This is a genomic window from Kitasatospora sp. NPDC004240 (assembly GCF_053603215.1).
The window spans coordinates 1-12464 of sequence record NZ_JBSGFD010000226.1 but is presented as its reverse complement, the minus strand read 5'-3'; the positions used below and the strand labels follow the sequence as shown (position 1 = coordinate 12464).

Annotated in this window: 14 protein-coding genes and 1 pseudogene; 10 read left to right on the top strand and 5 right to left on the bottom strand. The window is 70.4% G+C overall.

All coding sequences use genetic code 11. The annotated features are described in order from the left end of the window. Nucleotides 1-21: 21 nt before the first annotated feature. Together ACWEQL_RS36375 and ACWEQL_RS36370 are read right to left on the bottom strand one after the other, a co-directional pair. A pseudogene (locus ACWEQL_RS36375) lies at nucleotides 22-1596 on the bottom strand (glycosyltransferase family 39 protein); the annotation flags it as partial. 136 nt (nucleotides 1597-1732) lie between these two features. Beyond that, nucleotides 1733-2854: an alpha/beta hydrolase gene (locus ACWEQL_RS36370; protein WP_452154817.1), complete on the bottom strand. Its 1122-nt coding sequence runs from the start codon at nucleotides 2852-2854 to the stop codon at nucleotides 1733-1735. A gap of 158 nt (nucleotides 2855-3012) precedes the next feature. Here ACWEQL_RS36370 and ACWEQL_RS36365 point away from each other — a divergent pair, with 158 nt between their 5' ends. Both ACWEQL_RS36365 and ACWEQL_RS36360 read left to right on the top strand, forming a co-directional pair. Continuing rightward, a complete protein-coding gene (locus ACWEQL_RS36365; RefSeq protein ID WP_452154815.1) occupies nucleotides 3013-3966 on the top strand; it encodes a hypothetical protein in 954 nt (317 codons plus the stop codon). Nucleotides 3967-4075: 109 nt separating this feature from the next. Then, a complete protein-coding gene (locus tag ACWEQL_RS36360) occupies nucleotides 4076-4597 on the top strand; it encodes a SixA phosphatase family protein (RefSeq protein ID WP_452154813.1) in 522 nt (173 codons plus the stop codon). A gap of 51 nt (nucleotides 4598-4648) precedes the next feature. On the opposite strand, the gene ACWEQL_RS36355 is transcribed toward ACWEQL_RS36360, so the two are convergent. Beyond that, nucleotides 4649-5242 (bottom strand): Scr1 family TA system antitoxin-like transcriptional regulator, encoded by a 594-nt coding sequence (locus tag ACWEQL_RS36355; protein WP_452154811.1) that lies wholly within the window; start codon nucleotides 5240-5242, stop codon nucleotides 4649-4651. Between ACWEQL_RS36355 and ACWEQL_RS36350 the strand changes: the two genes are divergently transcribed. The 5 genes from ACWEQL_RS36350 to ACWEQL_RS36330 all read left to right on the top strand — a co-directional run bounded on the left by ACWEQL_RS36350 (nucleotide 5207) and on the right by ACWEQL_RS36330 (nucleotide 9274). After that, entirely contained in the window at nucleotides 5207-6316 is a 1110-nt protein-coding gene (locus ACWEQL_RS36350) for a polymorphic toxin-type HINT domain-containing protein (protein ID WP_452154809.1), read from the top strand. The two genes, ACWEQL_RS36355 and ACWEQL_RS36350, sit on opposite strands and share 36 nt — an antisense overlap. A gap of 26 nt (nucleotides 6317-6342) precedes the next feature. Beyond that, nucleotides 6343-7299 (top strand): DUF6881 domain-containing protein, encoded by a 957-nt coding sequence (locus ACWEQL_RS36345; RefSeq protein WP_452154807.1) that lies wholly within the window; start codon nucleotides 6343-6345, stop codon nucleotides 7297-7299. Between the two features lie 255 nt (nucleotides 7300-7554). Next, nucleotides 7555-8052 (top strand): BMP family ABC transporter substrate-binding protein, encoded by a 498-nt coding sequence (locus ACWEQL_RS36340; RefSeq protein WP_452154805.1) that lies wholly within the window; start codon nucleotides 7555-7557, stop codon nucleotides 8050-8052. 51 nt (nucleotides 8053-8103) lie between these two features. Further along, nucleotides 8104-8742 (top strand): TMEM175 family protein, encoded by a 639-nt coding sequence (locus tag ACWEQL_RS36335; RefSeq protein ID WP_452154819.1) that lies wholly within the window; start codon nucleotides 8104-8106, stop codon nucleotides 8740-8742. 10 nt (nucleotides 8743-8752) lie between these two features. Continuing rightward, nucleotides 8753-9274, top strand: coding sequence for a SixA phosphatase family protein (locus ACWEQL_RS36330; protein WP_452154803.1), 522 nt, complete (start codon nucleotides 8753-8755; stop codon nucleotides 9272-9274). 38 nt (nucleotides 9275-9312) lie between these two features. Here the strand turns inward: ACWEQL_RS36330 and ACWEQL_RS36325 are convergent, their stop codons facing one another. Continuing rightward, the gene (locus tag ACWEQL_RS36325; RefSeq protein WP_452154801.1) at nucleotides 9313-9552 is read right to left on the bottom strand and encodes a DUF397 domain-containing protein; all 240 of its coding nucleotides are present in this window, start codon (nucleotides 9550-9552) and stop codon (nucleotides 9313-9315) included. Continuing rightward, a complete protein-coding gene (locus ACWEQL_RS36320) occupies nucleotides 9549-10397 on the bottom strand; it encodes a helix-turn-helix domain-containing protein (protein WP_452154799.1) in 849 nt (282 codons plus the stop codon). Before ACWEQL_RS36320 ends, ACWEQL_RS36325 begins: the two co-directional genes overlap by 4 nt. Nucleotides 10398-10657: 260 nt before the next feature. Between ACWEQL_RS36320 and ACWEQL_RS36315 the strand changes: the two genes are divergently transcribed. The 3 genes from ACWEQL_RS36315 to ACWEQL_RS36305 all read left to right on the top strand — a co-directional run. Further along, the gene (locus ACWEQL_RS36315) at nucleotides 10658-11026 is read left to right on the top strand and encodes an ATP-binding protein (protein WP_452154797.1); all 369 of its coding nucleotides are present in this window, start codon (nucleotides 10658-10660) and stop codon (nucleotides 11024-11026) included. Beyond that, on the top strand, nucleotides 11023-11280 hold the full coding sequence (locus tag ACWEQL_RS36310; RefSeq protein WP_452154795.1) for a hypothetical protein: 258 nt from the start codon (nucleotides 11023-11025) through the stop codon (nucleotides 11278-11280). Before ACWEQL_RS36315 ends, ACWEQL_RS36310 begins: the two co-directional genes overlap by 4 nt. A gap of 390 nt (nucleotides 11281-11670) precedes the next feature. After that, nucleotides 11671-12464: RNA-guided endonuclease InsQ/TnpB family protein (locus ACWEQL_RS36305; RefSeq protein ID WP_452154793.1), on the top strand; the 794-nt coding region annotated here is incomplete at its 3' end.

Below are 12464 nucleotides of genomic sequence, written 5' to 3'. Positions count from 1 at the left end.
CACCTTGTGGCGGACCGGTCAGAGGCGGGCGCCCAGCCGGCCCGCCAGCAGCAGCGCCGCGGCCGCCGCCAGCCCGCCGACCAGGACCGCCCACCGCAGCCACGGCAGGAAGTCCTCGCTGCGCCCGAGCAGCACGTACGCCCAGACCGCGGTGACCGCGAGCGTGCCGGCCAGCACGGCCGCGTACGGCAGCCGGTGGCGCGCCCGCCACAGGCCGTCCACGCCCATGCCGACCAGCGCGGCGACCGCCGGGGCCAGCGCCACGGTGTAGTACTCGTGGAAGATCCCGGACATGAAGCTGAAGGTCACCGCGGTGCAGACCAGCCAGCTCCCCCAGACCAGGAAGGCGGCCCGGGCGGTGTCGGTGCGGGCGCGGCGGCGGGTGGCCCACAGCGCGAACACCAGCAGGATCAGCGCGGCCGGCATCAGCCAGGCGATCTGCCCGCCGATGTCGCCGTCGAACAGCCGGGTGACGCCGGTCTCGCCCCAGCCGCCGCCCCCGCGCGGCGCGCCGCCCTGGGGGGCCTCCATCCCGGCCGGTAGCTCGGCGGACATCCGGGCGCCGCCGCCGACGCTGCCGGTCTCGTTCCCGTTGAGCCGGCCGAGGCCGTTGTAGCCGAAGGTGAGGGAGAGGAAGCTGTTGTCCTGCGAGCCGCCGACGTACGGCCGGGCGGAGGCCGGCACCAGCTCCACGACGGCCACCCACCAGCCGCCCGAGAGCAGCAACGCCAGCCCGGCGAGGAGCAGTTGGCGTACCCGGCGCCACAGCCCGGTGGGCGCCACCACCAGGTAGACCAGCGCGAACGCGGGCAGCACCAGGAACGCCTGCAGCGTCTTGGTGAGGAAGGCCAGCCCGAACATCACCCCGGTGAACACCAGCCACCGGGTGCCGGCCGCCTCGGTGGCCCGCAGCAGGCCGTACGCGGCCAGGGTGAGCAGCAGCACCAGCAGCGCGTCCGGGTTGTTGAAGCGGAACATCAGCGCCGCCACCGGGGTCAGCGCCAGGGCCGCCCCGGCCAGCAGCCCGCCGAGCGGGGAGAAGCGGCGGCGCACCGTCGCGTACAGCACGGCCACGGTGGCCACGCCCATCAGCGCCTCGGGGGCCAGCACCGACCAGGAGGAGAGGCCGAAGATCCGGGCGGAGAGCGCCATCGGCCACAGGGACAGCGGCGGCTTGTCGACGGTGATGAAGTTCGCCGCGTCGGAGGAGCCGTAGAAGAAGGCCTTCCAGTTCTCGCTGCCGGCCTGCACGGCCGCCGAGTAGAAGGAGTTGGCCCAGCCGGAGGCGCTGAGCCCCCAGAGGTAGAGGACGGCGGTCGCGGCCAGCAGCGCCAGCAGGGCCGGGCGGACCCAGTGCGGGTCGTCGGCGCGGCCCCGCCAGGTGCGCGCGGGCAGGGTGCGCAGGCGGCCGCCCCAGGAGGACGGGCCCTTCGGCCCGGCGGGCGGCGGGTCCTGCGGCGGGAACGGCGGCCGCGCCCGCGGCGCGACCGGCTCCCGCGCCGCTTCGGGGGCCGGCTGCGGCACCTCCGGCGGCGGGAAGTTCGCGGCCTCGGGCCACGGTTCGCCGGACGGAGGGGAGAAGCTGGTCGTGGTCATGGGGATACGCTCGGGCCCCCGGCTGAGAGAACCGTGAGACGTGCCTGTGAGGGGGCTCTATATCCTCCGCGACCCCGTCCTGTGACCCCGCCCTCGGCCGCCCGGTACCCGGCGGCCCCGGACCGGTGGCCGGCCGTCAGGCGCTCGGCGGCACCGTCAGCTGGCGGCCGAGCCACTCCAGGGCAGGCGGGATCTCCCGGGTCCAGGTGTGGAAGTTGTGGCCGCCGGTGTCCAGGGTGATGGTCGACATCCGGGTGGGCGCCTTGAACGAGGACACCATCTGCTGGGTGGCGTCGTAGTTGTTCTCGTCCAGGCTGGTGGCGAGCAGCAGGGCGACCGGCGGGGCCGGCCGGTTGCGCAGCCGCCACACCAGGTCGTTCTCCTGCTTCAACTCGTCGTTCCCGCCGAACAGATCACCGGTCGTCTGGTCGATCGGCGCGGTGTAGTAGGCGGACAACGAGATCGCCGAGCGGTACGAATCGGGCTTGCGCAGCGCGAACTTGAGCGCGCAGTAGCCGCCGGTCGAGTTGCCGATCACCGCCCGGGAGGCGGGGTCGGTGCCGACCCGGTAGGTGTCGGCGATCGCGGCGGGCAGGTCGGCGGTGAAGAAGGTCTCCACCTGCGGACCGCCGGGGACGTCCATGCACTCGGTGTCGCGGTTGCCGGCGATGGTCGGGCGCATCATCACCAGTACGGTCGGCGGCAGCTTCTTCTGCTCGATCGCGGTGAGCGCGGACGCGGGGTACTGCATCAGACTGATCAGCTTCTCCGCCGACCCGGGGTAGCCGGCCAGCACCAGCGCCATCGGGAACCGCCGGCCCTCGTACTCGGGCTGGAAGTACTGCGGGGGCAGATAGACGTACGCCTCGCTGCTCAGGCCGGAGCGGGACCCTTTGACGGCGATCTGCTGGATCGTCCCGGAGCGGTCGGGGGCGGAGCCCTGGGCGGAGTACATCTTCTGCTCGCCGGTGACCGCGATGCCGGCCGCGTTGGGCTGGTGGTCGACCACCGTGCCGGGCTTGCCGTTGGTGCCGAGCAGGTCGGTCCAGGAGCTGTAGAAGCCGAAGTAGCCGTTGGCGATCAGGCCCATCGCCACCAGCACCGCGAGCTGGGTGCCGAGGAAGGCGCCGATCCGGCCGAGCCAGGCCTTCCACCCGTTGCCGCCGAGTTTCGGCCAGAGCCAGATGGTGGCGGCGAAGGCGCCGATCGCGACGAGGGAGGCGATGATCTGCAGGGGAAGTCCCGTGAGCCTGAACACCTACCGATCGTAATTGACGATGCCTGCTCACTTTGCACGCCCTTATGCGCCCTTCACACGCCCCCGTGCGCCGCTTGTACGCCCAGTTGACCATGGATCGGCGAGTCAGGAGCATGGACGCGGGGAGAACTGACGCGATGCCACCGGGGGGCCGCCCAATGAAATCCTTCGTCCGGATCGGCGCGGCCGCCGCCGCGGCCCTCCTGCTGGCCGCCTGCTCGGGCGGGGGCGGCAGCGCCTTCCCCGACCGGGAGCGGACCGAGGCGGCCCCGCCGCCGTCCTCCGGGTCCGCCACACCGACGCGGACCGCCACACCGACCCCGACCGCGCCGCCGTACGGGCCGGTGCTCACCCGGTGGATCGACCCGGTGAACACGGCGCTCGCCAAACTGAGCGCCTCCGCCGGCCTGGACGCCTTCTCCACGGCCCTTCAGGAGGTGGCCACGGCGGCCAACTCCGCGAGCACCGGCCTGACCGCGGCCCGCGAGCCCGCCACCGTCTCCACCGCGCGCCGCCAGCTGGTGACCGCGCTCGGCCAGCTCGCCACCGACCTGGACCAGGTGCGCGGCGACATCCGCCGCAAGAACCTCTGCGCGACCTCCGCCGCACTGGCCACGGTCGGCCGGTCCGAGGGGCTCAAGGGCGTGCCGGCGGCGCTGCAGCAGATGACCGCGGCCGGCTACCCGACCACCTTCACCGTGCCCCAGACCGGTGAGCTGCAGACCCGCGGGCTGGCCAACGGGTACGTGATCCGCAAGGGGTCGCTGAACGGCGAGGGCACCCTGACGGTCAGCAACGGCGGCTCCGCCGACGCGGTGGTCTCGCTGGCCAAGGGCGGCAAGGCGGTGCACTCCATGTACATCGGCAAGGGACAGAAGGCGCACGTCGACGGGATCGAGGACGGCGTCTACGAGGTCTACTTCTCCGGCGGCGTGGACTGGGACCCGACGCTCAAGGCGTTCACCCGCAACTGCGACTTCAGCAAGTTCGAGGACACCATGGAGTACACCACCGGGCGCACCCGGACCACCTGGACGATCACCCTCCAGCCGACCGCCGGCGGCAACGCCAAGACCACCGACGTGCCGGAGGCGCAGTTCCCGCAGCCGTGACCGCCCGGCCGCGCGCGGAAGGCGGCGGCCGCGCCGCAGGTCACCCCCCGGGCAGACCCGTTCGGTGAGCCGCGCGGGCGGCGCCCGGCCGGTGTGTGAGGCTGCGGGGATGAGCGCTGAACAGACCCGCAGGATCGTCCTCCTCCGGCACGCGAAGTCCTCCCGGCCGGAGGGCGTCGAGGACCACGAACGCCCCCTCGCCGAGCGCGGGCGCGGGGATGCGCCGAGGGCCGGACGGTGGCTGGCCGATTCGGGTGTCGGCCTCGACCTCGTGCTGTGCTCGACGGCGCTGCGCTGCCGGGAGACCTGGGAGCTTGCGTCGGCCGAACTGCCCGTGCCACCGCGTACGGTGTTCGAGGGTCGGGTGTACGACGCCTCGGCCGGCGAGCTGATCGCCCTGCTCAGGGAGGTCCCCGAGGAGGTCTCCGCCCTGGTGCTGGTCGGCCACAACCCGAGCATGCAGGAGCTGGCGGCAGCCCTGCCGGGCGAGGGGGAGGGCGACCTGCTGGCCCGCCTGGACGACAGCGGCTTCCCCACGGCGGCCATCGCCGATCTCACCTTCACCGGCCCCTGGCGCGACCTCGGGCCGGGCTCCGCCCGCCTCACGGCGCTCTGGGGCCCGCGTCTCTGAGCCCACCTGCCGCGTAGGAAGTCGGCGGGTCAGACTTCCTACGCGGGGGTTTCAGAAGAGGCCGAAGTCGAACTCGCCCTCGGTGACCGCGGTGATGAACGCGGTGTGGGCGGCGGCGGTGAAGGTGAGTGCGGGGCCCTCGGGATCCTTGGAGTCGCGGACGGCGACCTCACCGGGCCGGGCGGCCGCGCACTCGACGCAGTTCTCGTTGCCTCCGCTGTAGCTGGATTTCCGGAAGGCGAAGCCGGTGGCGGCAGCATTGTCGACCGTTCCGCCGGGGACCGTCCGAAGTCGGTCGATGACGATCCGGGCGTACTCCGCCGTCTGGAACAGGCCGGGGATGAACGACGGTTCGTAGGTCTTGAAGGTCGAGGCGTCGGTCTCCAGCGCGATCAGGTCCGTGGCTGATGCGGTGATGACATCGCGGTAGCTCAGCCACCAGCCGCGCTTGCTGCCGTCCTTGGTGATGGCGATCAGGCCGGCGCGGAACTTCTCGTCGTCGCAGCCGTAGAGGTCGAGTCCTCGCAGGCCGGCTGCAGTTGGTCGGGCGCAGGGGCGGCCACCGTGGGCGGCGCCGCGGGCGGCGCCGCAGGTGCGGGCGGCCGCGCCGTGAAGGACCGCTTCGGCGCCGGCAGCGGCAAGCACCGCGCGGGTGACGAGCCTGACGGCGGCAGCTCCGGTGCCGGTTGCGAGACGCACAGCTTCACGGGCAATACCCCCGTCCTGATGGGCGACGGCGGCACGAAGCCGATTTCGGAGATCAAGGAAGGCGACCTCGTCACCAACTCCGTCCCCGGACGGAGCGGTACGGAGACCCACAAGGTCGACAAGGTCATCGTCACCACGACGGACCGCGACTACGTCGACCTGACGGTCACCCCCGACGCGCCCGCCCCGGCGAGCTCGCCGGAGAAGTCCAGCGGCTTCTGGACCCGCGTGGCCCTCGGCCTCGCCGCCGTGACCGCCGCCTTCACCACCCTCTCGGCCACCCCGGGCATCACCCCCGAGGCAAGCGCCGCCACGGTCACCACGTCCGCCGCCCCCCTGACCACCACCTACAACCACCCCTTCTACGACCTCACCCAGAACGCCTTCGTCGCCGCCAAGGACCTCAAGGTCGGCGACAAGCTCCAGACCCCCACCGGCACCGCCACCGTCAACTCGGTCCGCCTCTACCAGGCCGGCACCACGACCTTCGACCTCACGGTCGACGGCCTCCACACCTATGACGTGGAGGCAGGGGCCACGCCCGTCCTCGTCCACAACTGCACCATCGACCGCGCGGACATGGCGCGGATGTACATCCAGACGGCGAAGACGTTCCAGCAGGTGGAAAACAAGGCGAACTCCGCGCTCGCGCTCGCCAAGGTGTGGAATGGCACGACGAAGAAGATCGAGGACTGGGCGGCGCTGACATCGCCGGATCCGATGTCGACGGCGGTGGCGAATCAGCTTTCCGGTCACACCATTGTCCCCACCACCGGACATGCCGAGTGGAGTCTGTATCGTCAGCTTGACGTGCTGAACAGTGCGGGTGGCAAGTACGAGATGATGGGAATCACTTCCAGCGGAAGGTTCTGCACCTCGAACAATTGCTACGGGGGGCTGCTCGGAAGGGGTCTTCGGATGCTTTCCAAAATCGGTGAGACCCACGCTTCTCCCGGTTGCTCCCAGTATCGAGCCGCAGTCAACCCGTCGCGCTGCTCTGGAGGACTGTGAGGACCGACGGAATGCGAGAACCTACTGTGATCAGCGGCGCTTTGTGCCTGATGCGCCTGTTGCCGCTGCTGGACGTGCTCGGGTCGCCGGTGCGGCAGCCGGTCGACGACGTCATCCGTGGCTGCTTGGGATCCGGCGAGATCGCGGACAGTGTTCTGATCAGTCTTGACGAGTTCTGTGAGGCAGGCGGTCCGTCGCAGGACTTCGACCGTCCGGCCTTCTTCGAGCGGAGCATCGCCGGCATCGCCTTGATCGCAGCCGGCGCCGGGCAGGCCCACCCGACGTCGGCGGAAGTGCGGATCTCGGAGCGTGCGGTCGGGGTGTGGGGCGCATTGACCCGCCTGATGGGCGACCAGTTGCCCGTGCCGGCGTCTCCGGTCATCGCTGACCTTGTTGAGCGTGAGCGCAGCGCTCAGCGGGCGGATGAGCATGCTCTGGCTTTGCGGGGCCACGATCCGATGGCGGTCATCCGGCGTGCCGATCAGCTGGCTCTGGGCGACGCCGCGCTGAGGGCCGAGCTGTCGAAGGTGTCGACGGCGCTCGGATGGCGTCCTTCCGGGCCTTGTGGTCCGGAATGTACCTGGCCCGTGTGTGAGTCATCGGTGGAGAACTGTGTACGCCATCGGGCGTTTCACCCGCAGCAGACGCTGGCCGCCCGACTCCGGCGGGGGTCCGCGGAGGTGCCCAGGCCGTGGTATCTGATCTCCATCGACCTTTCGGCGGACGGTGACGAACCGTTCGAGTTCGTCACGGAGATCGGGGCGGACGGGTACGAGTCGCGCAAGGTGGCTCAGTACATGGACGGCCGACTCGTCGCCGTTGACCGGGAGCACCGGGTACGGGGTGGAGTGGAGCTCGGTTCGGAGCGCGTTCCGTCGTGGACGGAACTCGAAGGCGCCGGCGATCTGCACGTCGAGGAGACATCTGCGGAATTCTTCGAACGCCGTTGGCAGGAAGGGCTCGCGGGCTTCATCGGACACTGATCGTCGGTCAGGATGCCGACGAAGGGGCGCCAACCGCTGGGTGTCGACGGAGCGGCCGTTGTGCTCATGAATCCCCGGCCGGGATCTTGACGGGCGCACGCCCCGGATCGTGCCTCAGGGTGCGGCCTGGCCGAGAGCGTGACGAGTACGGCGCTGAGCTGGTGTCAGCGCCGAGGATGATGACGGAGACAGGATCATTCTCAGGTGGGAATCGGGACACGCGGAAACCCCGGTAGAACCTGGATGAAGCCTCGCGTGGTCGCCGCAGTGGCGGCCGGTGTGCTGACGGTCGGTGTCGTCGGGGGTGTGCTGCTGTTCGGGCAGGACGAGGACGAGGCGCCGCCCGCGCGAGCCCGGGAGTACACGGCGACGCAGGCCTGTCTGCTCACCGACCCGTTCGGGGTGGGCGGTGTGGAGGCGGCCGAGGTGTGGGCGGCGATGCAGGACAGTTCGGCCGCCACGAAGGCGAAGGTGTCGAGCCTGCCGGTGATCGGGGACCGGACGGTGGGCAACGCCGTGCCGTACGCCAACACGCTGATCACGCGCAAGTGTGACGTGGTGCTCGGGGCGAGCAAGGTGGAGACGGAGGCGCTCGCGCAGATCGCGCCGGTCCACCCGGGTGTGCGGTTCATCGTGGTCGGTGACACCCCGCCGGCGGGGAACCTCACGGTGATCGCCCGGAACGCCGGGACGAAGGCCGCAGTGAGCGAGGCACTGACGGCGGTGCTGCGGACCGCGAAGCCGCAGGGCTGACGCGCCCGCCGACGGCGTAATGGGCCGGCCGAGCGGCCCGCCCCGGCCAGGCTGGGGCGGGTGAGCCGTGCCGCAGTGGCCGACGGGCGGAGCCCCGAGCGGTTGATCGCCCTGTCCGACGGGATCTTCGCCATCGCGATGACCCTGCTCGTCCTCGACCTGCGGGTGCCGCCAGGGCTGAGCCCCGAGGCGTTCCGCGACGAGGTGGGCCAGTGGCTGCCGGACCTGGGCGCGTACGCGCTGAGCTTCGCGATCCTCGGCGGGTTCTGGCGCGATCAGCGCCGGATCCTCCGATGGGCCGAGGAGGTCGACGGGCTGGTGCTGCGCGTCGCGCTGGCCGGGTTGGGGGCGATCGCGCTCGTCCCCTTCCCGACGACGATGCTCTCCGAGTACGCCTCGCAGCCCCTGGCCGTCGCCCTGTACGCCGCCACCGTCGTGCTGGTCGACCTGCTCCAGCTGGCCCTGCTGCTGACGATCCGCCGCCGGGTGCCCGGTGCCGGGCCGGGCATCGCGGCGGACCTGCTGGCGACCGTGGTGGTGTTCGGGGTCTCGGTGTCGATCGCGTACGCCGTCTCACCGACCGCGGCGATCTGGAGCTGGCTGGTGCTCGTCCCGGCGAAGGCGGTGATCGGGCGGCGCGAGGCCCGGCGTCGCGGTGAGCCGCCTGGGCGACGTCCTACGGGTGTGTGAGGCTGCGGGGATGAGCGCTGAACAGACCCGCAGGATCGTTTTCCTCCGGCACGCGAAGTCCTCCCGGCCGGAGGGCGTCGAGGATCATGAACGCCCCCTCGCCGAGCGCGGGCGCGGGGACGCGCCGAGGGCCGGACGGTGGCTGGCCGATTCGGGTGTCGGCCTCGACCTCGTGCTGTGCTCGACGGCGCTGCGCTGCCGGGAGACCTGGGAGCTCGCGTCGGCCGAACTGCCCGTGCCACCGCGTACGGTGTTCGAGGGTCGGGTGTACGACGCCTCGGCCGGCGAGCTGATCGCCCTGCTCAGGGAGGTCCCCGAGGAGGTCTCCGCCCTGGTGCTGGTCGGCCACAACCCGAGCATGCAGGAGCTGGCGGCAGCCCTGCCGGGCGAGGGGGAGGGCGACCTGCTGGCCCGCCTGGACGACAGCGGCTTCCCCACGGCGGCCATCGCCGATCTCACCTTCACCGGCCCCTGGCGCGACCTCGGACCGGGCTCCGCCCGCCTCACGGCGCTCTGGGGCCCGCGCCTCTGAGCCCACCTGCCGCGTAGGAAGTCGGCGGGTCCGACTTCCTACGCGGAGCCTTCCAGGAGCCCGAAGTCGAACTCGCCCTGGGCGACGGCGGTGATGAACGCGGTGTGGGCGGCGGTGGTGAAGGCGAGCGCGGGGCCGTCGGGGTCCTTGGAGTCGCGGATGTAGGCGAGGGGGTTGTGAGGAACCGCCGAGATCTCAACGCAGTTCTCGTCCCCTCCGCTGTAACTCGACTTGTGGTAAGCGAGCTTGACGGACAACGCTTCGGGGTGATGGCTCACTTGATCCTGTCCCTTTCTGTGGTGATGAAGTCGAGCGATGAATCGATCGTCAGGGCCTCGGCCGTGATCTCCGTGAACTTCTCTCGGTAGCGCTCCACGTCTGCGGGGTTGTCGACCCAGAGCGTGTTCATCAGACCTTCGACGAAGACGACATCGAGGTCACGACGTTGCGGGAATCCGAGGAGGGCGAAGGCTCCGCCCATGCCGGGGTGAATGGCCGCGCCGGTCGGCATGACCTGGATGTTGATGTTGCTCAGCCGGCTGAGCGTGAGGAGCTTGTCGAGCTGCGGCGCCATGATGTCCGGGCGATTCGCGTTCGAGCGCAAGGCCGCTTCGTGGATGACGGCCCATACCTCGACGGGCTTGGGCCGGGTGAGGATGGACTGACGTGCCATGCGCACTTGGACCAGGTCGTCCACCGTGCCACCCATGCGCGACCGAAGTCGCTCGATGACGATGCGGGCGTACTCCGGGGTCTGGAACAGTCCGGGGACGAAGGCCGGTTCGTAGGTCTTGAAGGTCGAGGCGTCCGTCTCCAAGGTGATCAGGTCGTTGGCGGTCACGTTGATGACATCGCGGTAGCTCAGCCACCAGCCGCGCTTGCTGCCGTCCTTGGTGATGGCGATCAGGCCGGCGCGGAACTCCTCGTCGTCGCAGCCGTAGAAGTCGAGCAGCTTGTGCACGTCCTCGATCTTGGCGGCCGTCCGCGCATTCTCGATGCGGTTGAGCTTGGGCTGACTCATGCCAGTCGCCTCGGCTGCCACCTCTGCGCTGATCTTCTTCTGCTCGCGCAGCTTCCGCAGCTCGTCGCCGAGCCGACGGCGCCGAACGGTTGAGACCGCCATGTACTGCCCCTTCTTACCTGTCGCCGCATCAGTCTGCCTGTGCGGCGGGTGCGCTCGCTACCGATAACTACCAGTGGGTGGAGCCGAATTCAGGTTCGATATGAATAATTGCAGATTCGAGGGATCGGATTGCGATGCCCCATTCGCGAGTGTCATGCTGAGCGTCACGAGCCGCTTGCACTGGGTGATCGTGCGTCGATCTTGGCTGCTTGCTGATCGACCCATGGCGGCGTTCTTGCATCCTCAACGGAGGTCTCTTCGTGTTCTCTCTCGGACTCCCTCCCGACTGGTCGGCCGCGCGCGCGGAGTTGCGCGAAGCCCTGGCGCGCGCCGGGTGGGCGGACGACCTCATCCGTGACGCCGAGCTCGCGTTGCACGAGCTGTTCGTCAACGCCTGGAAGCACGGCGGCAGTCAGGCGCCGCTCGTCGTCGTGGTGCTCCTCGACGGGATGCTCCGCGTGTCCGTCTCGGACGACAGCCCCGCGCTGCCGGAGCAGCGGTGCTCCTGTGACCCGTACGAGCTCTCCGGCCGGGGGCTGCACCTGGTGCGCTCGCTCACGCACCGCTTCGGGGCCGAACCGCGCAAGAGCGGGAAGTCGGTCTGGTTCGAGCTGGACGCGGCCGCATGAGCGCCGCGAGGCGGCCGATCGCCCCGGACGACCCCCGGATGCGGGGCTGCACCGAGCCGCAGATCGATTCGCTCATCGCCGAACTGCGGGAGCGCGGTCGAAAGTTCGGCATCCTCCTCCCGTCGGCCACCACCGACGGCGTGGTGGACGGCCGGGTGCTCGTCCGGCTGGGCAATGCGCCGGCGAGCACCGTTCTCAACCTGCTGAACCTGCTGCTCGACCAGGAGAGGAAGGCCGAGCCGTGCGACCCCTGACCCTCGTCGCCGTTGCGCTGTCCGTCCTGCTGGCCCTCGCCGTCGCGGTCGTCGTCCTGGGTGTGATCGCCACCGTGCGGATCACCCGCCATCCCGACGACGTCTGAACACCCCCTCGGGCCGCCCGGTGCCGGTGCCGAGGCGGCCCCGACCTGCGGTGACCGGCCGGCGCAGGCTCTACGGGACGTGGCTTGAGGGCAGGGAGGCGGCGGACCCGGCGATTCCCGCCGACCCGAACATCTCCGTCCATCCCTGATCTTGCAGGGTATCCCCGGCTTTAGCCGGGGAGGGAGTGCATCCTTGGCCCGGAGCCGCGAAGCGGCGCAGGTCACTGCATTGTCAGTGGCGTGTACTAGCTTGAACATATCGACCGAGGGGGGGGTGGGCCGGATGATTCGTGCGTACAAGTTCCTCATGCGGCCCACCGTGGGCCAGCAGCAGGCGTTGTCCGACATGCTCAAGGACCACTGCTCGCTCTACAACGGCGCGTTGCAGGAGCGCCGCGACGCCTACCGTCACATCTCGAAGACGAGCGTCAAGTACGGGACGCAGTCCGCTCAGCTGAAGGAGATCAGGGCGTTCGACCCGGAGCGTCAGGGCCGTTGGTCGTTCTCCTCGCAGCAGGCGACGCTTCGCCGTCTGGACAAGGCGTTCGCGGCGTTCTTCCGCCGGGTCAAGTCCGGTGAGACGCCCGGCTACCCCCGGTTTCGGGGGGTGAACTGGTTCCACACGGTGGACTTCCCCAAGGACGGCGACGGCTGCCGCTGGGATGCCACCCCGCACGACCCGGTGACCCGCGTCCGGTTCCAGGGTGTCGGGCACGTCAAGGTCAACCGGCACCGCCCGGTGGTCGGCAAGGTCAAGACCGTCAGCGTCAAGCGCGAGGGCAAGCGCTGGTACGTCATCCTCACCTCCGAACAGGCGCAGCCCGAGCCGCTGCCCGCGACCGGGTCCGTGGTCGGTGTCGACATGGGCATAGCCCACTTCCTCGCCGACTCCAACGGCGGGTTCGTGCCCAACCCCCGCCACGGCCGGAAGGCCGCTGCGAAGCTCGAAGTCGCGCAGCAGGCCCTGTCCCGGTTCCCTCGCGTGCGGCGGGACAAGCGCACCGGCAACCACCGACGCGCCGTTCAGCGCGTCGGCGACCTGCACCGCAAGGTCCGCCGCCAGCGCCTCGACCACGC